The organism is Vannielia sp. ABF1_015, assembly GCF_056160745.1.
Genome location: NZ_JBSWXT010000001.1, coordinates 377,924 through 397,463, shown reverse-complemented (window position 1 = coordinate 397,463; position 19,540 = coordinate 377,924). Strand labels below are relative to the sequence as shown.

General features: G+C 64.5%; 20 protein-coding genes and 1 riboswitch. Of the genes, 10 read left to right on the top strand and 10 right to left on the bottom strand.

Going from position 1 to position 19,540, the window contains the following annotated elements:
- Nucleotides 1–9: 9 nt before the first annotated feature.
- Nucleotides 10–840, top strand: a complete 831-nt coding sequence (locus tag ACXAG6_RS02010) for a cytochrome c1 (protein WP_475334518.1) — start codon at nt 10–12, stop codon at nt 838–840.
- 125 nt (nt 841–965) lie between these two features.
- On the opposite strand, the gene thiQ is transcribed toward ACXAG6_RS02010, so the two are convergent.
- Genes thiQ through ACXAG6_RS01995 form a run of 3 tightly spaced genes read right to left on the bottom strand, consistent with a single transcriptional unit; the run spans nt 966 to nt 4,145 of the window.
- Nucleotides 966–1,658: a thiamine ABC transporter ATP-binding protein gene (gene thiQ, locus ACXAG6_RS02005; protein WP_475334516.1), complete on the bottom strand. Its 693-nt coding sequence runs from the start codon at nt 1,656–1,658 to the stop codon at nt 966–968.
- The gene (locus ACXAG6_RS02000) at nt 1,645–3,192 is read right to left on the bottom strand and encodes an ABC transporter permease family protein (RefSeq protein ID WP_475334514.1); all 1,548 of its coding nucleotides are present in this window, start codon (nt 3,190–3,192) and stop codon (nt 1,645–1,647) included. The genes thiQ and ACXAG6_RS02000 overlap by 14 nt, the downstream gene beginning before the upstream one ends.
- Nucleotides 3,168–4,145 (bottom strand): thiamine ABC transporter substrate-binding protein, encoded by a 978-nt coding sequence (locus ACXAG6_RS01995; RefSeq protein ID WP_475334511.1) that lies wholly within the window; start codon nt 4,143–4,145, stop codon nt 3,168–3,170. Before ACXAG6_RS01995 ends, ACXAG6_RS02000 begins: the two co-directional genes overlap by 25 nt.
- Before the next feature lie 38 nt (nt 4,146–4,183).
- Nucleotides 4,184–4,295, bottom strand: a riboswitch (TPP riboswitch).
- Between the two features lie 121 nt (nt 4,296–4,416).
- Between ACXAG6_RS01995 and ACXAG6_RS01990 the strand changes: the two genes are divergently transcribed.
- From ACXAG6_RS01990 to ACXAG6_RS01980, 3 genes are all read left to right on the top strand, one after another.
- The gene (locus ACXAG6_RS01990) at nt 4,417–5,196 is read left to right on the top strand and encodes a hypothetical protein (protein WP_475334509.1); all 780 of its coding nucleotides are present in this window, start codon (nt 4,417–4,419) and stop codon (nt 5,194–5,196) included.
- 385 nt (nt 5,197–5,581) lie between these two features.
- The gene (aroC, locus tag ACXAG6_RS01985; RefSeq protein ID WP_140012368.1) at nt 5,582–6,685 is read left to right on the top strand and encodes a chorismate synthase; all 1,104 of its coding nucleotides are present in this window, start codon (nt 5,582–5,584) and stop codon (nt 6,683–6,685) included.
- 90 nt (nt 6,686–6,775) lie between these two features.
- Nucleotides 6,776–7,375: a glutathione S-transferase family protein gene (locus ACXAG6_RS01980; RefSeq protein ID WP_475334506.1), complete on the top strand. Its 600-nt coding sequence runs from the start codon at nt 6,776–6,778 to the stop codon at nt 7,373–7,375.
- Between the two features lie 29 nt (nt 7,376–7,404).
- On the opposite strand, the gene ACXAG6_RS01975 is transcribed toward ACXAG6_RS01980, so the two are convergent.
- The 5 genes from ACXAG6_RS01975 to ACXAG6_RS01955 form a co-directional block, all read right to left on the bottom strand.
- Nucleotides 7,405–8,283 (bottom strand): DMT family transporter, encoded by an 879-nt coding sequence (locus ACXAG6_RS01975; protein ID WP_475334504.1) that lies wholly within the window; start codon nt 8,281–8,283, stop codon nt 7,405–7,407.
- Between the two features lie 108 nt (nt 8,284–8,391).
- Complete coding sequence (locus tag ACXAG6_RS01970) at nt 8,392–9,027, bottom strand: nucleoside/nucleotide kinase family protein (protein ID WP_475334502.1); 636 nt, start codon at nt 9,025–9,027, stop codon at nt 8,392–8,394.
- Nucleotides 9,024–9,794, bottom strand: coding sequence for an ATP-binding cassette domain-containing protein (locus tag ACXAG6_RS01965; RefSeq protein ID WP_140012364.1), 771 nt, complete (start codon nt 9,792–9,794; stop codon nt 9,024–9,026). Before ACXAG6_RS01965 ends, ACXAG6_RS01970 begins: the two co-directional genes overlap by 4 nt.
- Nucleotides 9,794–10,855, bottom strand: a complete 1,062-nt coding sequence (locus tag ACXAG6_RS01960; protein WP_475334500.1) for an ABC transporter permease — start codon at nt 10,853–10,855, stop codon at nt 9,794–9,796. The genes ACXAG6_RS01965 and ACXAG6_RS01960 overlap by 1 nt, the downstream gene beginning before the upstream one ends.
- A 92-nt stretch (nt 10,856–10,947) precedes the next feature.
- A complete protein-coding gene (locus tag ACXAG6_RS01955; protein WP_475334499.1) occupies nt 10,948–11,961 on the bottom strand; it encodes a substrate-binding domain-containing protein in 1,014 nt (337 codons plus the stop codon).
- 186 nt (nt 11,962–12,147) lie between these two features.
- Here ACXAG6_RS01955 and ACXAG6_RS01950 point away from each other — a divergent pair, with 186 nt between their 5' ends.
- On the top strand, nt 12,148–13,347 hold the full coding sequence (locus ACXAG6_RS01950; protein WP_475337899.1) for an ROK family transcriptional regulator: 1,200 nt from the start codon (nt 12,148–12,150) through the stop codon (nt 13,345–13,347).
- A gap of 56 nt (nt 13,348–13,403) precedes the next feature.
- On the opposite strand, the gene ACXAG6_RS01945 is transcribed toward ACXAG6_RS01950, so the two are convergent.
- Nucleotides 13,404–13,913, bottom strand: a complete 510-nt coding sequence (locus tag ACXAG6_RS01945) for an anthrone oxygenase family protein (protein WP_475334497.1) — start codon at nt 13,911–13,913, stop codon at nt 13,404–13,406.
- 78 nt (nt 13,914–13,991) lie between these two features.
- Between ACXAG6_RS01945 and ACXAG6_RS01940 the strand changes: the two genes are divergently transcribed.
- The 5 genes from ACXAG6_RS01940 to uvrC all read left to right on the top strand — a co-directional run bounded on the left by ACXAG6_RS01940 (nt 13,992) and on the right by uvrC (nt 19,022).
- Nucleotides 13,992–14,594 carry a TetR/AcrR family transcriptional regulator gene (locus tag ACXAG6_RS01940; RefSeq protein WP_475334494.1) on the top strand — a complete coding sequence of 201 codons (603 nt, stop codon included), beginning with the start codon at nt 13,992–13,994 and terminating at the stop codon, nt 14,592–14,594.
- A 283-nt stretch (nt 14,595–14,877) separates the two neighbouring features.
- Complete coding sequence (locus tag ACXAG6_RS01935) at nt 14,878–15,672, top strand: S49 family peptidase (RefSeq protein WP_475334492.1); 795 nt, start codon at nt 14,878–14,880, stop codon at nt 15,670–15,672.
- Nucleotides 15,673–15,849 (top strand): hypothetical protein, encoded by a 177-nt coding sequence (locus tag ACXAG6_RS01930; RefSeq protein ID WP_168222905.1) that lies wholly within the window; start codon nt 15,673–15,675, stop codon nt 15,847–15,849. It abuts the gene before it with no gap.
- Between the two features lie 3 nt (nt 15,850–15,852).
- Nucleotides 15,853–16,818, top strand: coding sequence for a calcium/sodium antiporter (locus tag ACXAG6_RS01925; protein ID WP_475334490.1), 966 nt, complete (start codon nt 15,853–15,855; stop codon nt 16,816–16,818).
- Between the two features lie 359 nt (nt 16,819–17,177).
- Nucleotides 17,178–19,022 (top strand): excinuclease ABC subunit UvrC, encoded by a 1,845-nt coding sequence (gene uvrC / locus ACXAG6_RS01920; RefSeq protein WP_475334488.1) that lies wholly within the window; start codon nt 17,178–17,180, stop codon nt 19,020–19,022.
- Between the two features lie 15 nt (nt 19,023–19,037).
- Here uvrC and ACXAG6_RS01915 read toward each other — a convergent pair whose 3' ends face one another.
- Nucleotides 19,038–19,451 carry a hypothetical protein gene (locus ACXAG6_RS01915; protein WP_475334485.1) on the bottom strand — a complete coding sequence of 138 codons (414 nt, stop codon included), beginning with the start codon at nt 19,449–19,451 and terminating at the stop codon, nt 19,038–19,040.
- Between the last annotated feature and the right edge of the window lie 89 nt (nt 19,452–19,540).

Here is a 19,540-nt window from a genome sequence, read left to right as displayed (position 1 = left end):
GAGAGAGACATGATCCGCAAACTCGCACTCACCGCCCTGCTCGCACTGGCCATGCCGGCCACCTCCGCCCTTGCGGCGGGGGGCGAGGGCCACATCGAAGACTATGCCTTCTCCTTCGAAGGCCCCTTCGGCAAGTATGATCAGAACCAGCTGCAACGCGGCCTGAAGATCTACACCGAGGTCTGCTCGGGCTGTCACGGCCTCAAGTATGTCTCCTTCCGGTCGATGGCCGAAGGGGGCGGGCTGGGCTACTCCGAAGATCAGGTGCGCGCCTACGCCTCGCAGATCGTCATCCTCGACGAAGACGCCAACCGCGACTTCTACGATGCCGAGCTGGGCGAGTTCCGCACCCCCACCCCGGCGGACAACTTCCCGGCGGTCACCACCGCCGGCGCGCCCGACCTCAGCCTGATGGCGAAGGCCCGCGCAGGCTTCCACGGACCCTATGGCACCGGTATGAACCAGCTCTTCAAGGGCATGGGCGGCGCCGAATACATCGCCTCCCTGCTCACCGGCTACACCGGCGAGGAGAAAGAGGAATACGGCTCGGTCTTCTACGAGAACACCGCCTTCCCCGGCGGCTGGATCTCGATGGCCCCGCCGCTGGTGGGCGAAGATGTGGAATTTGACGACGGCCACAGCAATGACCTGCACCACGAAGCAATGGATGTTGCCGCCTTCCTGATGTGGGCTGCCGAGCCCAAGATGATGCAGCGCAAGGAAACAGGCTTCCTGATCGTTGGCTTCCTCATCTTCCTCTCGGTGCTGCTCTACCTCACCAACAAGCGCCTCTGGGCCCCGCATAAGGCGAGGGCCAAGGCGCTGAACGCCAAGGCCTGAGCGCAGGCGACAGAATGACAAAAGGCGCGGACCTCACGGTTCGCGCCTTTTTCGTTTCGGGGCATGCTCATCCGCCCTTCGAGGCGTCTTCGCAGGGGCGATGAGGGGCCGGGGGCCGCGAAGAGCTACCCTAGGTAGGCCCTGAGCCCCTCGGGCGGATCGTCCAGCAACGGGCCTGTCGCCACAGGTGCCTCGGCCCGGCCTTCGGCCACCACCACCGTTTGCCCGGCAAAGGCGCGCGCATCTTCCGGGTCATGGGTGACCATCAGCACCGCCGCGCCGCTCTCCTTTGCGATCTCGCGCACAAGCGCCAGCATCTCGCGCTTCAGCGCGGGGCCGAGCGCCGCGAAGGGTTCATCGAGCAGCAGCACCGGCCTTTGGCGCAGCAGCACCCGCGCCAGCGCCACCCGGCTCCTCTGCCCGCCGCTCAGCTCACGTGGCAGCCGCGCGCCCATGCCTGCCAGCCCGACCCGCTCCAGCGCCGCATCCACGCGCGCCCGGTCACCAGACGCGAGCCGCAGGTCGGGGCGCAGCCCCAGCCCCACGTTTTGCTCCACACTCAGGTGCCCAAAGAGGTTTTCTTCCTGAAACAGCACCGACACGGGTCGCGCGCCCGGTGCCAGCCCGCTAATGTCGGTTCCGTCCCAAACCACCCGCCCGCGCGCAGGCTCCACGAAACCGGCGATGCCCATCAGCAGGGTCGATTTGCCCGCGCCCGACGGGCCGATCACCGCCACCCGGGCGCCGGCCTCCACCGTCCAATCCGCCTGAAGCGCGAAGTTGCCCTGTTCCAGCCGCAGCCCCTCAAGCGCCAGCATTGGCCCGCCCTCCCCTGTCGAATCCCCAGAACAGCCCCAGCGAGAGTGCCAGCAGCAGCAACGCCGCGCCCGCGGCCTGATCTATCCGGTAGGCGGCCATCAGGCGGTAGAGTTGCAAGGGCAGCGTGGCGGTGTCGCCATCGGCAAAGAGCGCGATCACCCCGAGGTCTCCCATCGAAAGCGCGGCGGCGAGGCCGAGGGCAAAGCCGATCGGGCGGCGCAGGGTGGGGAGCGTCACCAGCCGCAGCCGTGCCAAACCGGTCATGCCGAGGCTCTCGGCCAGCCGTCCTGACCCGGCGCGCATCTCCCGCACGGCGGGCACCAGCGCGGCGAGGGCAAAGGGGAGGGCGAGCACCGCGTTGACAAGCGCTGTAACCACCAGCGCGATCTCGTCGGGGCGAATCCAGCGATAGCAGAGGATGAAGAGGCCAGTGCCGATCACCAGCGGCGAAGCGGCGATGGGCAGGACGCCGACGAGCTGCACCCAGAGCCCGCGTCGCGCCGCCAGCGCCATCGGCAGGGCCAACGCAAGGCAGAGCGCCGCCGAGCCCAGCGCCACCGCCACAGAGCGCCCGGCGGCCTGCCAGACGGCCCAAGGCATCTCCGCCAGCCCCGGCACGCCGCGCAGGGCCACCGCTACCAGCGGCGCAAGCAGGAAGAGGGCGGCGAGCACCACAACCAGCCCGTCTTGCCAGCGCAGCCATCCGCCCCCGTCCCAGCGCCGCACCACGCCGCCAAGGCCGCCTGCAAACACCGTAGGCCGCGCCAGCCCCCATGCCAGCGCCGCCGCCGCGCCCGCGAGGGCAAATTGCACCAGCCCCAGCACCGAGGCCGCGCCAAGCGAATAGTCGAAGCGAAACGCCTGATAGATCGCCAGTTCCACGGTGGTTGCGCGCGGCCCGCCGCCGAGCGCCAGCGCCACGGCAAAGCTGGTGAGGCAGAGCGCAAAGATCAGCAGCCACGCGCCGGGCAGCACGCCCCGCAGCATCGGCCACTCAATGCCCCGCTGGATCGGCCCCGCGCCCATGCCAAGCGAGGCCGCCAGCCGAAACCGCTCCGCCGGGATCGCGAGCCAACCCTGCAACACAAGACGCACCGCCAGCGGCAGGTTGAAGAAGACATGCGCCAGAATCACCCCCTGCGGGCCATATGGGCTGACCTCGGGCAGGCCGAGCGCCCGGAGCGCCACGTTGACCACGCCGGAACGCCCGAAGACGGCGACGAGGCCCAGCACGGCGACGATTGTGGGCAGAATAAAGGGCGCGCCCATCAAGGTGATGACTGCCCCGCGCCCGAAAAACCGCCGCCGCGCAAGTGCCCGCGCGACCGGCACCGCCAGAATCACGCTCAGGCTGGCCGAAACCACGGCCTGCCATAGCGTGAACCACAGCGCATCCCGCGCCGCCGGGCCGACGGCGGCAAAGTCCTCGGCCCGCCACGCCACGGCGGCGAGCGTGCCCAGCGTCACCGCCAGCACAAGCGCCGCCGCGGCCCCTGCGAGCCATCGGGTTATTGGCTGAGCCCTTGCCGCCATGTTTCTATCGCATCCGCCTTCATCGCCTCTGCCGTTGCGGCATCGACGTAGAGCACCTTGTCGGGCACCGGAAGGTTGCGGAAGGCCTCGGGCCATTTGGCCTCATCCAGCTTGGCTGGAAAGCTCCAGTTGCCCTCCGGAATGGCCGTCTGGAACCCGTCACTGAGGATAAAATCCATAAAGCTCTGTGCCAGTTCGGGCTGGTCGGTGCCCGCCAGCTTGGCGGCGAGTTCGACGTAAAGGTAGTTTCCTTCCTCGAAGATCGCCGCCTGCTTGGTTTCGTCGCCCTCGGCAACGATGTGATAGGCCGGCGAGGTGGTGTAGCTCAGCACCATGTCGGCCTCGCCCTCGGTGAACATCCCATAGGCCTCGCTCCAGCCCTTGGTGACGGTGAGGATCTTGGGAGCAAGCCGCTCCCATGCCGCCCCGGCCTCTTCGCCGTAAAGCGCCTGCACCCACATCACCAGCGCCAGCCCGGCGGCAGAGGCGCGCGGGTCCTGAATCACGATCCGGGTGTCATCAGCCATTTCCAGCATCGCCTCGAAGCTCGCGGGCGGGGTTTCCATCCGGGTGCTGTCATAGATGAAGGCAAGGTGGCTCCAGTCGAAGGGGAGGAAGGTTTGATCTTCCCAGTTCACCGGCATGGTCAGGGACGAAACATCTTGCCCGTGCGGTGCAAACAGGCCTGATTCGGCGGCGCGGGCCATTTCATCCTGGCTCAGGCCGATGGCCACATCGGCCTCCGATCGGTCGCCTTCCAGCAGGATGCGTGGCAGCACGTCGCCGGTCACAAACTGCAACTCGCAGCCGCACTCGGCCTCGAAGGCCTGCTTGATCGCGGGGCCGGGCCCCCATTCGCTGGCAAAGTAATCGGGCGCGTAGACCGTCAGGGTTTCCGCTGCCGCCGTGCTGGCGACAAGGGCAAATCCCGCGGCGATGAGGGGGGCTTTCATGGGTCATCCTCCATTGCATGCGGGCGGAGCGGGCAATCGAGGTATCTCGAAACCTTCCCTCCGCCGGTTTTAGCCGGTTCAGGTTCAGCGGGTTCATGGCGCGCATGGCCACATCTCAGCCCTTCTGCAAGGGCACCCCGAGGTGCGGCACACCATAGGGCCGCACCGGGCGATGGCAAGCAGGTCACGCTTGTGGAATAAGCGCGGCTGTCCGTTTCCTTCTTAAGCGACCGCCCTAATGTTGTGGGCCTGATCAACGGAGACTTCCGCCATGCTACGCCGCCTCACCACAGTTGTTGCCTTTGCGTTTGCCTTGCCATTGTCGGCCCACGCAGAGGAGGCGAACGGCTTTCGCTTTGCCGGGGTGTCGTTGGAAACTGGCGGCTTCCCTAGGGGGGAGCAATACAACCGGCTATTGGGCACGGCGCACGCCGACTACGGGCTTGGCTGGGCTGACCTCGGGATTGATCTTGCCCTGTCCACCGCCCGCGCGGGGGAGGCTGACCTGAGCACCGCACAGGCGCTCTTTCACCTCACCACACGCCCGCTTGGCGATGGGTTCTCGGTTGGCCCTTACCTGTGGCTCGGCTCTCAATCCGAAGGGGGCGCTGCCTTTGCCATTGGCGGGGAAGCCGCGGTGCGCCTGCCGTCGGGCTTTGGTGCGGAGCTGTATTTTGGCGAAACCCGTGGCGGTGCACTGGGCGTGGATGGCTATGCCACCAACCGGGGCCTACGGGTGAGCTACATCGGGCAGGGGCGGTTCTCTGGCTATGGGGCGTTTTCAAAAGACACGCTGAACATGGCCGGTGGAGACCAAGACTTTTACCACCTCGCCTTCGGGCTCGACACATGGCTTGATCTGCCCGCTGCCGGCGCCTCGGGTCGTGCGGCTTTGCTCTCGGTTGCCGTCGGGCAGCACCACTTTGATTTGCTGGATGAGCGCGAAAACTGGGTTTCTGTCGGCCTCACGATCCCGCTTACGCAGGGCCGCTCTGAGCTGCCGGTGTTCTCCTCCCGGCGCGCGGTCATCCACAACCTGCCGTTGCCTTGATCTATTTTATGTCGCGTTAACCGTTAGTTAACCTTCCTTAACCTAACGTCACCCTTTTGCAACATTTTGGGCCTTCTGTGGCGATTGTCGCTGATCGGGCAACATGGGTGGCGGATTTGGTGGTATGTCCAATGACATAACGAAGGCGCTCCAAGCGCCTCGCTAAGACCAGTGTGGTTACGATCGCCCCCTTTTGGTTACCGGGGACTCGTTGCTGAACTGAATCGGCAGGAGCTCGGGATTCCCCCAGTGCCACCGGGGGCCTCTGAAAGAGCTGGGCGGTGGCGCAGTCATCATCGTATGTCCCGAGCTTCTGCCGATTTGATTCTCCTTGGCAGGGCGCGACGCAGCGGATAACTCCTTGCGACCAAAGGAGCCCGCGCACATGAGCCTCAACACCTTCGGCCACCTCTTCCGCGTCACCACCTGGGGCGAAAGCCACGGACCCGCTTTGGGATGCACAGTCGATGGCTGTCCTCCCGGCATTCCGGTCACGGCAGAGCAGATCCAGGTCTGGCTCGACAAGCGCAAGCCGGGGCAAAACAAGTATACCACCCAGCGCCGCGAGGCCGACGAGGTCGAGATCCTCTCGGGCGTGTTCGAGGGCGTCACCACAGGCACCCCGGTGCAACTGATGATCCGCAACACCGACCAGCGCTCCAAGGACTATGGCGACATCGCCGAAAAGTTTCGCCCCGGCCATGCCGACATCACCTATTGGCAGAAGTACGGAATCAGAGACTATCGCGGCGGCGGGCGCTCCTCGGCGCGTGAAACCGCCGCGCGGGTGGCCGCAGGCGGGCTGGCGCGTAATGCCTTGGCCAAGCTGGTGCCGGGCCTCTCGATCAAGGGTTTCATGGTGAGCATGGGCGAGCGCGCAGCCGACCCGGCCCGCTACGACATGGCCGAGATCGATAACAACCCCTTCTGGACGCCCGACGCGCAGGCCGCCGAAGACTGGGCCGGTTATCTCGACGAGTTGCGCAAGTCTGGCAACTCGGTGGGCGCGGTCATCGAGGTGGTCGCCAGCGGCGCCCCGGCGGGCCTCGGCGCCCCAGTCTACGGCAAGCTGGATACCGACCTTGCCGCCGCCATGATGAGCATCAACGCCGTCAAAGGTGTCGAGATCGGGGACGGTTTCGCCGCCGCCCGCCTCACCGGCGAGGCCAACGCCGACGAGATCGCCATGAGCCAGGGTGGGCCGGTCTATTCCTCCAACCACGCGGGCGGCATCCTCGGCGGCATCTCCACCGGGCAGGACCTTGTGGTGCGCTTCGCCGTCAAGCCAACCTCCTCCATCCTCAAGCCTCGCAAGACGATCAACAAGGCGGGTGAAGAGACCGAGATCATCACCAAGGGCCGGCACGATCCCTGCGTCGGCATCCGCGCCGTGCCCGTGGGCGAGGCGATGATGGCCTGCGTGCTTCTCGATCACATCCTGCTGCATCGCGGGCAGGTGGGCGAAGGTTTGCCCGGCAAAATTGGCTGATCACCTCCTGACGGGGCCCCTGCCACCCCTCCTGACACCACCCTGTCAGGGGAGGGCTGCTATGGTGCCTTCAGCAAAAGGAGACTCTCGATGATCAAGTTTTACCACGCCCCGAATTCGCGCAGCAGCACGGTTGCCATAGCGATCGAAGAAATGGGCCTTTCCGCAGAGATAGAGACGAAAATCGTCACCGTTCCCCGGCAGGATGGCACCGGCGGCCCTGACGCGGCCAACCCTCACCCCGAGAGCAAGGTGCCCGCGCTTGAGGTGAATGGCAGCCTCATCACCGAACGCGCGGCCATCCTCGCCCTGCTGTCCGAGCTCTTCCCCGAGGCCCCAACCGCCGTGCCGCCCGGCCACCCGGATCGTGGAGCCTTTCTGATGTGGCTGTCCTATTACGCGGGCGTGGCAGAGCCGCTTATCATGGGCATGGTCTGCGAGGTGGCCGACAATCCGATTTGGGTGACCACCTATCGCGACATGCCGGCCATGATCGCAAGGCTCGAAGCGGCGCTCGATGGGCGGGACTACCTGCTCGAAAGCGGCTTTTCCGCTGCCGATCTCATCATGGCCTCGCCCTACCAGTGGAACCGCGACTGGTTGCCCAAGCGGCCCGCCATCGAAGCATGGTTTGACCGTGTGGTGGCGCGCCCTGCGGTGCAGGCCGTGGCTGCCCGCGACAACGCCTGAGAAAAGCGTAGGGCGGGCGCTGGCCCGCCTTACGCCTCTACCCTCTTCTGTTTGGCCAGTTGCACCAGCAAGATGCCCACAGCGATCACCGCGACGCCTGCAATATCCAGCGGCCCGATGTGCTCATCCAAGAAGATCCACGCCACCAGCACGCCGAAGAACGGGTTGAGAAAGTGGAAGGTGGCTGCCTTTACCGCGCCGATCCTGCCGACCAGCTTGAACCAGATCCACGTGGCCAGCAGGCCGGGCACGAAGACGGTGTAGATGAACGCCAACGTCAGCCCCGTGCTGGGTGTGTATGCCCACGTTTCAACCAGCACCGAGGGCACCACGAGGCATGCGCCGCCAATCAGCATCTGGTAGCCGACGACCACCATGAGGTTGCCCCCGCCTCCGCTCGCGCCGCGCAGCGCCAATGTGGCCACTGCCAGCGCGCAGGCCGCCGTGACGCAAAGCGCCACCCCCGGAAGGCTCACCCCCGCCTCCAGCCGCGCGCCCATGATCAGCAGCACGCCGCCAAAGCCCATGACGAGGCCGAGCACCCCCATGCGGGGCAGCCTGTCACCCAGAGCCACCCAGCCGATGAGGCCCACCAGAAGCGGCATCGAAGAGGCGATGATGGCGGCAAAGCTCGCCTCCACCCATTGCATCGCAATAAAGTTGAGGCCGAGGTAGAGCGCGTTCTGGCAAATCCCGAAGATCACCGTCGCCCGCCATTGGCCGCGCGTCAGGCTAAAGCTCTGGCCGAGCGCCCGCGCAATCAGCAGCGCAATGCAGCCTGCCAGAAAGAACCGGACGGAAGAGACGGCGAGCGGCGGGGCCGAGGTGACGATGATCCGCGCCGAGGTGAAGGCGGATGACCAGATGAAGGCGAATGAAAGCCCCATCAAAATTGCTCGAATGTCCACTGGTCCCTCCTGCAATCACACATCCGGGCTACCCCCGGAGCGCAGGAGGGTCCAGCCGAATTGCATGACGGCGGCAAGGATTTTCGGCCATCTCCCGGCCGCGTCTGGCTATCCGCGTGCTGTTACGGTGACGTCGGCAGGCAGCATGGCCTCTGCGACCAGTTGCGCATTGGCAAGGTCGTTGCCCTCTGCCCGCGCGGTCGCTTCGGGGCCGGAGAGGCCATAATCGTGCCAGCGGGCAACCAGCCGTTCGCGCAGCGTGGCGAGTTCGACGTCGATCACCACGGCCAAATCCCATTGCGGGCGGAGGTCTCGCCAAACCGGCCTGTCAAACAGCAGGTAGTTGCCCTCCACAATCACCGTATCGCAGGCCTCATCCACAAGCCCCGCCCCGGCAATCGCAATGTCCCGTGCGCGATCAAAGAGCGGAAAGGCCACCTCCGCCTCATCGCGCAATCGCCGGACGAGGTGCAGGAAGCCGGGCGCATCAAAGGTTTCCGGCGCGCCCTTCCGCGCAAGCAGCCCGCGCTCTACGAGGATCGGGTTGTGCAGGTGGAAGCCATCCATCGGCACCACCTGCGCGCGCTCCCCGGCCTCTTTCAGCGAGGCGCAAAGCGCGTCGGCCAGCGTCGATTTTCCACTGGCGGGTGCGCCCGCAAGGGCGACCACCCTGCGCCGGCCCGCCTTGGGGGTGGCCAGAACGGCCTCTTGCAACGCGGGCAATGACGCGAGGGTGCGTGTCATGCTGCTTCCGCGGGGGCCTCTTTTGCGCCGGTCATGAAGGCCACCGCGTCTGACATGGTGTAATCACGCGGGTCGATCACGCAGAGCCTGCGGCCTAGCCGGTGCACGTGGATACGGTCTGCCACCTCAAAGACATGGGGCATGTTGTGGCTGATCAGGATGATCGGGATGCCGCGCGACTTCACGTCTTGGATCAGCTCCAGCACGCGACGGCTTTCCTTTACACCCAGCGCGGCGGTGGGCTCATCGAGGATGATGACCTTGGAGCCGAAGGCCGCAGCGCGGGCCACGGCCACACCCTGACGCTGGCCGCCCGAAAGGGTTTCCACCGCCTGATTGATGTTCTGGATCGTCATCAGCCCAAGCTCGGTGAGCTTTTCGCGGGCCATCCGTTCCATCGTGGGCCGGTCAAGCTGGCGCAGAAGCTTGCCGCGCCAGCCGGGGCGGCGGATTTCGCGGCCCATGAACATGTTGTCGGCAATCGACAGGGCGGGTGACATGGCGAGCGTCTGATAGACGGTTTCGATGCCCGCCTCCCGCGCGTCGATCGGCGACGAGAAGTTTACCTCTTTGCCCTCCAGCGTCACCGTGCCTGCATCGGGGATCACCGCCCCCGAGACCGCCTTGATGAGAGAGCTCTTGCCTGCCCCGTTGTCGCCAATGACGGCGAGGATCTCGCCCGGCATCAGATCGAAGTCGCAATTGTCGAGCGCGGTCACGCGGCCATAGCGCTTGGTGAGGCCGCGGCCTTTGAGAATGGGTTCCATCAGGCTGCCACCTTTCTGATCCACTGGTCGACGGCCACTGCGCCGATGATGAGAGTGCCGATAAGCAGGTAGGTCCACTGCGCGTCGGCCCCGGCGAGCCGCAGCCCGAGGGTGAAGACGCCTACGATCAGGGCTCCGAAGAGCGTGCCAAGGATCGAGCCGCGCCCGCCGAAGAGCGAGATGCCCCCGATCACCACGGCGGTGATGCTCTCGATGTTCAAAAGCTGGCCCGAGGTCGGTGAAACAGAGCCGATCCGGCCAATCAGTGCCCATCCGGCGAAGGCGCAGATGAGGCCCGCGAGCGCATAGACCGAGATCAGCGTGCGCCGCACGTTCACGCCCGAAAGCTCCGCCGCATCCGGGTCATCGCCCACGGCATAAACATGCCTGCCCCAAGCGGTGTGGCGCAGCACATAGGCGAGGATCAGCACGAGGATCAGCATAAAGACCACGCCAACGGTAAACACCGCGCCGCCCACGCTGAACTTGGCACCCATCAGCTGAAGCAGGGGGGCCGCCTCGGCAATATCCTGGCTGCGGATGGTTTCGTTGGCGGAATAGAGGAAGTTGGCTGCCAGCACGATCTGCCACATGCCGAGCGTCACGATGAAGGGCGGCAGCTTGACCCGCGCCACCAGCCAGCCGTTCAACGCGCCGATGGCGGTGCCGAGGGTGAGGCCAGCGACGATGGAGAGGCCAACCGGAACGCCGTAGCGAAAGGTGAACTGCCCCATGATGACCGAGGAGATCACCGCAATGGCACCCACGCTCAGGTCGATGCCCGCTGTGAGGATAACAATGCTCTGCGCGGCGGCCACGATGCCGACGATCTGCACCTGTTGCAGGATCAGCGTGAGGGCGAAGGGAGAAAAGAACCTTGCGCCAAGCGTGAGGCCGAAAACGATGATCGACAGCACGAGCACGATGAGCGGCACAAGCGCCGGCGTGGTGTGCAACTGGTGCTGAAGCCGGTCGATCAGGCTCTTGTTGTGCCCGTCGAAAGACGCAACTTCGCTGGGTGCGCTGGAGGCAGAGGCCTCGTAATTATCAGATTGTGACATGTGTCCCCCCGGGAGGCAGGCTCTTGCGCCTGCCGGTTTGAACAGGGCGGACGTGCCCGCCCCGTTCGTGGCTCAGTCGGCTGTGTGCCGGGTCAGCCCCAGCAGAGCTCGGTGCCTTCGTCGGTGCCAATGCTCTCGACGCCCTCGGCGGGCTTGTCGGTGATCAGCGCAACGCCGGTGTCAAAGAAGTCCTTGCCGGGCGTGTTGGCCGGCTTGGTGCCGTCCTTGGCGAAGGCGACGATGGCTTCGATGCCCTTGGAGGCCATCAGCAGCGGGTATTGCTGCGAGGTGGCACCAATCACACCGTCTTTCACGTTGGCCACACCGGGGCAGCCGCCGTCAACAGAAACGATCAGCACGTCGTTTTCGCGGCCAATCGACTTGAGCGCCTCATAGGCACCGGCAGCGGCGGGCTCGTTGATGGTGTAAACCACGTTGATCTCGGGGTCGGTCGCCAGAAGGTTCTCCATCGCCTTGCGGCCACCTTCTTCGTTACCGGCGGTCACGTCATTGCCGACGATGCGCGGGTCTTCTTCGTCGCCCCACTTGTTCGGGTCACCCAGCTCGATGCCGAAGCCCTGCAGGAAGCCCTGGTCGCGCAGCACGCCCACGGTGGGCTGGCTGACGGCGAGGTCGAGCATGGCGATCTTGGCGTTGGCGGCCTCGTCGCCCAGCGTGGCGGCGGCCCACTGGCCAATCAGCTCACCGGCGAGGAAGTTGTCGGTGGCAAAGGTCATGTCGGCAGCGTCGATCGGGTCGAGCGGCGTGTCGAGCGCGATCACCACGAGGCCCGCATCGCGCGCCTGCTGAACGGCGGGCACAATGGAGCTGGTGTCGGAGGCGGTGAGCAGAATGCCCTTGGCGCCGTTGGCGATGCAGGTTTCGATGGCGGCCACTTGCGTTTCGTGGTCGCCGTCAACCTTGCCGGCATAGCTGTTGAGCGTGACGCCCAGCTCGGCGGCCTTGGCTTCGGCGCCTTCGCGCATCTTAACGAAAAACGGGTTGGTGTCGGTCTTGGTGATTAGGCAAGCGCCGATGTCTTGTGCCATCGCGGTGCCGGACATGGCGCAGAGTGCGAGCGCAGTTGTTGCGACGAGTTTCTTCATGATTTCCTCCCTGGGAAGCGTTGCTATCTGGATCTCCCATTGATCCGCCCCCCGGCGGATTGCGCCCGGGGTTGCAGCGTAAAGAGCGCGATTCCCGTTCGTCTGTCAATAAATAAATAAACTTGATTTATTAACGGACGGATGGCCTACTTCCTTTGGGGCAGGAAGTTTCGTATGGCCAAGCCGATGGATGGCACTGAAATCAAGGGGCTGAGCGGCGGGGTCAACCAGTCGGGCGTTCGTAACTATAACGAGCGGCTGGTTCTGTCGGTGCTCCAGCGGCGCGGGGCGATGGCGGGCAGCGATATTGCGCGGCTCGTTAACCTGTCGCCCCAAACCATCTCGATCATCCTGCGCCGCCTCGAAGGGGATGGCATCGTGATGCGCGGCGACCCGAGCCGTGGCAAGGTAGGCAAGCCCTCCATCCCGATGCGGCTCAATCCTGATGGCGTGCTCTCAGTTGGCTTCAAGATCGGGCGGCGCAGCGCCGACCTCGTGCTCACCGGCTTTGATGGCGTGGTGCGTCAGCAGATGCAGGAGCACTATGATTACCCCTTCCCCGAGGCCGTCTTCAGCCTGCTCAAACGCGGGCTTGCCAGCTTCATCGACCAGATGTCCCCCGAAGAGCGCGGCCGCCTCTGTGGCATCGGCATCGCCGCGCCCTTCGAGTTGTGGAAGTGGCATGACCTCATCGGCCACACCGCCGAGCGGTTTCGGTCGTGGAAAGACATCGACTTTGCCGAGGAGGTGGCCAAGTTCAGCGAGCTGCCGGTTTTCGTGCTCAACGACGGCACCGCGGCTTGCCATGCCGAGCATCTCTACGGGCGCGGCAAGGAGTTTCGCGACTATGCCTTCTTCTTCGTCAGCCAGTTCATTGGCGGCGGGGTGGTGCTGAACAATACAGTCTTCGAGGGCAATCAGGGCAACGCCGGGGCGCTCGGCTCCATGCGCACCACTGGCCCGCAGGGCGAGAGCCTGCAAATGATAGACGTTGCCTCCATTCACCTGCTGGAAGCCCGGCTGATTGAAGCCGGGGTGGACCCGAAGCTGCTGTGGCGCAAGCCGCAGGATTGGAGCATGCTGTCGCGCTACGTTGACCCTTGGATGGCCCAGACCGCGCAAGAGCTGGCCAAGGCCTCGCTTTCGGTTTGCTCGGTCATCGACTTCGAGGCGATCGTGATCGACGGGGCCTTTCCCACTGAAGTGCGGAATGATCTTGTCAGCCGGGTCCGGCGCTATCTCGTCAACCAAGACGCGCGGGGGCTGATCGAACCGCGCATCGAGGCCGGAAGCATCGGAGAGATTGCCCGGGGCATCGGCGCAGCCAGCGCCCCGATCTTTTCGCAGTTTCTGCTAAACGCCAACGCCGGGCTGACGGCCTACTGAGGGGTGTCTCTCGGTTTGGCCTCGGTTGGAAGCGGGCTTGGCGTGATCGGCGGCGATCAACGCTCCCCTGCCGGGACGGCCACCAGCAACCCTACGCCCGCCAGTGCCAGCGCTATGCCAGTGAAGACGGTGCGCAGCTGATTCCAAAACTGCCAGGGGGCGGAATATTCGGCCCAGATCTGCGCAGCTTCGGCGTCGATCTCGGCATCGCTCACCAGCGCGAGCGCCTCGTTCATCGGCACGTTCACCGCGAGGGTCAGCACCGACCCGCCGAACAGGGCCACCAGCCCCGCTAGCGCAAACAGCCCCACCACCGCACGGCCTTGCCCGCTCTTCCATGCGAGGAAAGCGGTGAGCAGCAGGGCCGGGCCAGTGCCGAAGAAGGCAGGGGCGAACACCGCGTTACGGACAGAAGCATTCATCGCCTGCATCGCGCGAATGGCCACCTCCGGCGCGGCGGCATCAAGCCCCCACATCGTTGAGCAAACCCAGGCGTAGAAGAACCCGAAGAGCGCGCCGCAGGGCAGCAGGGACAGCAGGGCGGCGAGGCGAAAGATGGTCAGCATGGCTCAAATCCGTATACATGATTACGCTTGCGGCTATCCGTAATTGCAAGTACGGTTACTGTCAACGCGGAGGTAGCAATGCGAGACGAGAAGCGGGCAGCCCGCGAAAGCCAGATCATCGAGGCGGCCTATGCGCTGCTGGAAGAGAAGGGCGCCGCCGGTATGTCGATGCTGGCCGTGGCGAAGGCCGCGAAGGCGTCCAACGAAACGCTCTACAACTGGTATGGTGATAAGCTCGGGCTGTTTCGCGCCATGGCCGAGCGGAACGGCGCAGACCTGATCGCCCGTTTGGAGACCGCGCTTTCGGAGGACGCCTCTGCACTTGAGGCGCTCGACAGCATTGGCCCGCTCCTGCTTGGGCTGCTCACCGGCCCGCGCGCCGTGGCCTTGGCAAGGGCCGCGGCGGGCGATCCTTCCGGGTCGCTTGGAGCGGCGCTGGCAGAGGCCGGACGCAAGCAGGTCCGGCCGATGATCCTGGCGCTCTGCCAGAAGGCGCTGGACGCCCGCGCTCTAAAAGGTGGCGACGCAGCCGCGATTTGCGACACCTACCTGTCTCTGCTGCTGGGCGACCTGCAAATTCGCCGCGCCATCCATGCGGCGCCCGCGCCTTCGGAGGCGCAGGTCCGCGCCCGCGCAGATCACGCGCTCATGCTCACCTGGAGGCTTTTCGCCTCCGCGTAACCCATTCAGTGTGATCCCCATCGGCTGTGGCAGGCCGATCTTTGGGGGGGGCAGGGGCCACAAGGCTGGCGTGCCCCGGCGCGTTGCTTAGACCCCGGCGAAAGTAGCACCGTTCCGGCGAAGTCACACTGCCGATCATCTCCCAAAACATTCCTGAACCGAACCAGCCTGTTGTGCGGAATGCCTGCCTGCATGGGCTCCTGCGCGGTTCCTCCGCGTGACGCACCGTCAGAGGCAGCGCCACGCCTTGCTTGTGCAGGGGGGCACACATACATGAGAGGCCATGCGCCGATTTATCCCCTTTCTCGAACAGCCCCCCCTTGTGTCTGTCGTTCGCCTTCAGGGCGCCATAGGCAGAGGGGCGCGTGGGCTTTCTGATGCTGGCATGGCAGCGCCGATCGAGCGGGCCTTTCGCAGGGGCAAACCCGCGGCGGTGGCGCTCCAGATCAACTCGCCCGGCGGTTCACCGACCCAAAGCGCCCTAATCGCTGCCCGCATCCGCCGCCTGTCGGAAGAAAAAGAGGTGCCGGTCTTTGCCTTCGTCGAAGATGTCGCGGCCTCCGGCGGCTATTGGCTGGCCACGGCGGCTGAAGAGATTTTCGTGGATGCAAATTCCATCACCGGCTCCATCGGCGTGATCTCCGCCAGCTTCGGGCTGACCGAGTTTATCGCCAAGCACGGGATCGAGCGGCGGGTGCATACCGCCGGGCAGTCCAAGAGCTTCATGGACCCGTTCCGCCCGGAGAAAGAAGAAGACGTGGCCCGCCTCAAGGCGCTGCAAGAAGTGATCCACGGAAATTTCATCACGCAGGTCAAGTCGCGGCGCGGTGACAAGCTGACCAAGGGCACCGACCTGTTCACCGGCGACATCTGGGTTGGCCAGCAGGCCGTGGAGGTGGGGCTGGCCGATGCGGTTGGCCACCTGATCCCCACGATGAAGGCCCGCTTTGGCGACAAAACCCGCTTTGCCGTGCACGGCCCCAAGCGCGGGCTCTTGCGGCGGATCGGTGCAGAGGCCATGAACGGGGCGGTGGGCGCGGTGGAAGACCGGGCCATGTGGGCGAGGTTCGGGCTTTAGATGCTCCTCAAGGCAGTCATCCTCTTTCTGGCCGTGATGGGCCTGTTGGCGATCTTCGGCAAGAAGAAGGTCGCCAAGAAGAAGCCTCCGGCAAAGCGCGTGGAGACGGCGCAGAAGTGTCCCAAATGCGGGGCCTTCCGGATCGGGGCGGGTGACTGCGCCTGCGGAAAGAGCTGATCTATGGCCTATGATCTCCTGATTGCGGGGCTGGGCCTCGTGATCTTGCTTCTTGCCGGCGATGCGCTGGTGCGTGGCGCGGTGAACATCGCGCTGCGGCTTGGCATTCCGGCCCTGATCGTCTCGCTCACCATTGTCGCCTTCGGCACCTCCGCGCCGGAGTTGCTGATCTCGGTCAATGCCGTGCGCGACAATGCAGGTGGCCTCGCGCTGGGCAACGTGGTGGGGTCCAACATCGCCAATGTGCTGCTGGTGCTCGGCGTGCCTGCTCTGATGAAGACCCTCGCCACCCGCGATCACGACACCCGCCGCAGCTACATGTTCATGATCGCAGCCTCGCTGCTGTTTATCGCCACCTGCTTCTTCGGGCCGATCCGCTGGTGGCACGGGCTGGTGCTGGTGGCGGCGCTCTCGGGCGTGCTCTGGGATGCGTTTCATTCCGCGCGCAACCACCGCCGCGCGACGGAAACACAGGACTACGGCGCTGATGAAGAGGTCGACCTTGAAGGGGCCGATCCATCCATGCCGTGGTGGAAGATTGGCGTTTACACCGCGCTTGGCCTCATTGGCCTGCCGCTGGGGGCCGACCTGCTGGTGGATAGTTCGGTGAACATCGCCAAGGTGCTGGGCGTTTCCGACACGGTGATCGGCCTCACACTTGTGGCCATCGGCACCTCGCTGCCCGAGCTCGCCACCACCGTCATGGCCGCGCTGCGCAATCAGGCCGATGTGGCGCTGGGCAACGTGATTGGCTCCAACATGTTTAACCTGTTGGCGATCATCGGCATCGCCAGCTTCGTTGGCCCAATCCCGGTGGACCCGGAGATCCTGCAGTTCGACCTGTGGGTGATGCTGGCCGCCTCGTTGTTCCTGATCCCCTTCGTCTTCCTGCGGCAAAACATGGGCCGGGCCGTCGGGGCCATATTCAGCTTTCTATACGTGGCATATTTAGTGGTGGTCGTCGTCTGAGGCGCAGACCGCCGCCTTGCCTCTACGTCCGGGTTTTCTCCTGCCAACCGCGTCAGGAGCGGGAGGGCGGACCGAGTTATCCTAGGCGGCTTGCGGCGTTACAAATCCGACATATTTTATGTAATGAAATCATTAATTTATGAGCGGCAATAAATTTTTCCATTTGATTTCAATATCTTATAGTAAAGCCCAAAAATTAAGCAAAGTCTGGAATCCGCCGGGAAACAAGGGAATTTTCGCCCGGTCTCGCATTTCTCCCAAGAGTTATCCACAGAAACAGTGGAGAGCTTTCCTCTTGCCCTTGGTCAACTACCATTGCAGCCATGGCGGGGAATCATGAACTAAATAAAGTAGGTGCGATGAAGGCCGGTCACGAGGTTATCCGCGATCAGTTGCGACATCTGGATGGCTCCCCAGGGGTTTACCGGATGCTCGATGAGGAGAGCCGCGTTCTTTACGTTGGCAAGGCCCGCAACCTCAAGGCGCGGGTCAGCTCTTATGCTCGCCCTACGGGGCACAGCCCGCGCATTGCCCGGATGATTTCCGAAACCGCCTCGATGATGTTCCTCACCACGGCGACCGAAACCGAGGCGCTGCTGCTGGAGCAAAACCTCATCAAGCAGCTCAAACCCAAATTCAACGTGCTGCTGCGCGACGACAAGAGCTTTCCGAATATCCTCGTCGCCAAGGATCATGCCTTTCCGCAGATCAAGAAGCACCGGGGCGCGAAGAAGGAGAAAGGCGCCTATTACGGCCCCTTTGCCAGCGCGGGGGCGGTGAACCGGACGCTGAACCAGTTGCAGAAGGTCTTTTTGCTGCGCAACTGCACGGATGCCACGTTTGAAACCCGCACGCGCCCTTGCCTGCTCTATCAGATCAAGCGGTGCTGCGCGCCCTGCGTGGGCAAGGTGAGCGAGGCGGAGTATGCCGGGCTGGTGGGCGATGCAGAGCGGTTTCTGCAAGGGCGCTCCACCAAGGTGCAGTCGCAACTGGCCGAGCAGATGCAGGAGGCCTCCGAGGCGATGGAGTTTGAAAGGGCCGCCGCGCTGCGCGACCGGATCCGCGCAATGACGAGCCTTCAGACCGCGCAGGGAATCAACCCGCGCTCAACGCCCGAGGCGGATGTGATCGCGCTGCACATGGAAGGCGGGCAGGCCTGCGTGCAGGTGTTCTTCATCCGCGCCGGGCAGAACTGGGGCAACAAGGACTACTACCCCCGCCTTGGCGGGGCAGAGAGCCCGGCGGAGGTGCTGCAAGCCTTTATGGGTCAGTTTTACTCCACCAAGGAGCCGCCCCGGCTGGTGCTGATCAGCGATGACATCGAAGATCGCGAGGTGATGGAGGCGCTGCTGACCGAGGCGGCAGGGCGCAAGGTGGAGGTGAGCGTGCCCCAGCGTGGCGAGAAGGCCGAACTGGTGGCAGGTGCGCTGCGCAACGCGCGCGAGAGCCTTGCGCGCAAGATGAGCGAAAGCGCCGCGCAGTCGAAACTGATCAAGGGCCTTGCCGAGGCCTTCGACCTCGCCGCTCCGCCGCAGCGCATCGAGATTTACGACAACTCCCACATTCAGGGCACCAATGCCGTGGGCGGCATGGTGGTGATGGGCCCCGATGGCTGGGTGAAGAGCCAGTATCGCAAGTTCAACATCAAGGGCGAAGAGCTGGTGCCCGGCGATGACTTCGGCATGATGAAAGAGGTGCTCTCCCGCCGCTTCAAGCGCCTGCTGAAAGAAGACCCCGACCGCCAGTCAGACACATGGCCAGACCTGTTGTTGATCGACGGCGGCGCGGGGCAGGTGAGCGCCGTGGGCGAGATCATGGCCGAGCTTGGGGTGGAAGACGTGCCCTTCATCGGTGTCGCCAAAGGGGTAGACCGGGATCACGGCAAGGAAGAGTTCCACCGCCCCGGGCAGCGGGTGATGGCGCTGCGCCACAATGATCCGGTGCTCTATTTCATCCAGCGCATGCGCGACGAGGCCCACCGCTTTGCCATCGGCACCCACCGCGCCAAGCGGGCCAAGTCGATGGTGGCCAACCCGCTGGATGAGGTGCCGGGCGTGGGCGCCACCCGCAAGCGGGCGCTGCTGGCGCATTTCGGCTCGGCCAAGGCCGTGAGCCGTGCCAACCTTGCCGACCTGAAGGCGGTAGATGGGGTGAGCGAGGGGCTGGCGCAAAAGATCTACGATTACTTTCACGAAAAGGGCTAGGGCTGCCGGTCAGCGCTACGTGCGGCGCAGGTGCTCTTCCCACATGATGTAGCGGCCGAGCGAGTTCTTCTGGCTCGAGCCAAGCACGTGGCAGCCCCCGTTGCCGAAGATATGCGTGACCTCCACCGCCGCATTCTGCACGGGGAGGGTAAAGTGCAGCGCTGTGTCAGTGTAATAACCCAGGCCCTGCGGCATGCCCGCAAGCTCGAATGTAAGGATGCCCGGAGCGGCAATCTGCAACGGGAGCTGCATCACCACATCGGGCGTCTGCTCTTCAGTAAAGACATGCCTGAACCGCAGCCAAAGCCCGTGTTCGCCTTCGGGCACCAGCTCCAACTCAACGGTGTAGTTATGGCTGTCGCCCTTTGCATCGGCCCATCGGCCTTTGCCGGTGTACCGGCCATGTGCGTCAGAAAGTACTCCGGACATCGCAAACTCCTGCTGTTTGCCGTAACGTTAGCACGAGTTTCCAAAACCCAGCAGCCCGACCAGCGTGAAATCGAGCCACTTCCGTGTGC

Excerpts from the sequence above, each read along its gene's own strand:
- ACXAG6_RS01935 (WP_475334492.1), top strand. The coding sequence starts at position 14,878 with ATGCGCCGATTTATCCCCTTTCTCGAACAGCCCCCCCTTGTGTCTGTC.
- ACXAG6_RS01915 (WP_475334485.1), bottom strand. The coding sequence starts at position 19,451 with ATGTCCGGAGTACTTTCTGACGCACATGGCCGGTACACCGGCAAAGGC.
- ACXAG6_RS02010 (WP_475334518.1), top strand. The coding sequence starts at position 10 with ATGATCCGCAAACTCGCACTCACCGCCCTGCTCGCACTGGCCATGCCG.
- ACXAG6_RS01930 (WP_168222905.1), top strand. The coding sequence starts at position 15,673 with ATGCTCCTCAAGGCAGTCATCCTCTTTCTGGCCGTGATGGGCCTGTTG.
- ACXAG6_RS01950 (WP_475337899.1), top strand. The coding sequence starts at position 12,148 with ATGGATGGCACTGAAATCAAGGGGCTGAGCGGCGGGGTCAACCAGTCG.
- ACXAG6_RS01990 (WP_475334509.1), top strand. The coding sequence starts at position 4,417 with ATGCTACGCCGCCTCACCACAGTTGTTGCCTTTGCGTTTGCCTTGCCA.
- ACXAG6_RS01970 (WP_475334502.1), bottom strand. The coding sequence starts at position 9,027 with ATGACACGCACCCTCGCGTCATTGCCCGCGTTGCAAGAGGCCGTTCTG.
- ACXAG6_RS01955 (WP_475334499.1), bottom strand. The coding sequence starts at position 11,961 with ATGAAGAAACTCGTCGCAACAACTGCGCTCGCACTCTGCGCCATGTCC.
- ACXAG6_RS01980 (WP_475334506.1), top strand. The coding sequence starts at position 6,776 with ATGATCAAGTTTTACCACGCCCCGAATTCGCGCAGCAGCACGGTTGCC.
- ACXAG6_RS01965 (WP_140012364.1), bottom strand. The coding sequence starts at position 9,794 with ATGGAACCCATTCTCAAAGGCCGCGGCCTCACCAAGCGCTATGGCCGC.
- ACXAG6_RS01940 (WP_475334494.1), top strand. The coding sequence starts at position 13,992 with ATGCGAGACGAGAAGCGGGCAGCCCGCGAAAGCCAGATCATCGAGGCG.
- ACXAG6_RS01960 (WP_475334500.1), bottom strand. The coding sequence starts at position 10,855 with ATGTCACAATCTGATAATTACGAGGCCTCTGCCTCCAGCGCACCCAGC.
- aroC (WP_140012368.1), top strand. The coding sequence starts at position 5,582 with ATGAGCCTCAACACCTTCGGCCACCTCTTCCGCGTCACCACCTGGGGC.
- uvrC (WP_475334488.1), top strand. The coding sequence starts at position 17,178 with ATGAAGGCCGGTCACGAGGTTATCCGCGATCAGTTGCGACATCTGGAT.
- thiQ (WP_475334516.1), bottom strand. The coding sequence starts at position 1,658 with ATGCTGGCGCTTGAGGGGCTGCGGCTGGAACAGGGCAACTTCGCGCTT.
- ACXAG6_RS01995 (WP_475334511.1), bottom strand. The coding sequence starts at position 4,145 with ATGAAAGCCCCCCTCATCGCCGCGGGATTTGCCCTTGTCGCCAGCACG.
- ACXAG6_RS01945 (WP_475334497.1), bottom strand. The coding sequence starts at position 13,913 with ATGCTGACCATCTTTCGCCTCGCCGCCCTGCTGTCCCTGCTGCCCTGC.
- ACXAG6_RS01925 (WP_475334490.1), top strand. The coding sequence starts at position 15,853 with ATGGCCTATGATCTCCTGATTGCGGGGCTGGGCCTCGTGATCTTGCTT.
- ACXAG6_RS02000 (WP_475334514.1), bottom strand. The coding sequence starts at position 3,192 with ATGGCGGCAAGGGCTCAGCCAATAACCCGATGGCTCGCAGGGGCCGCG.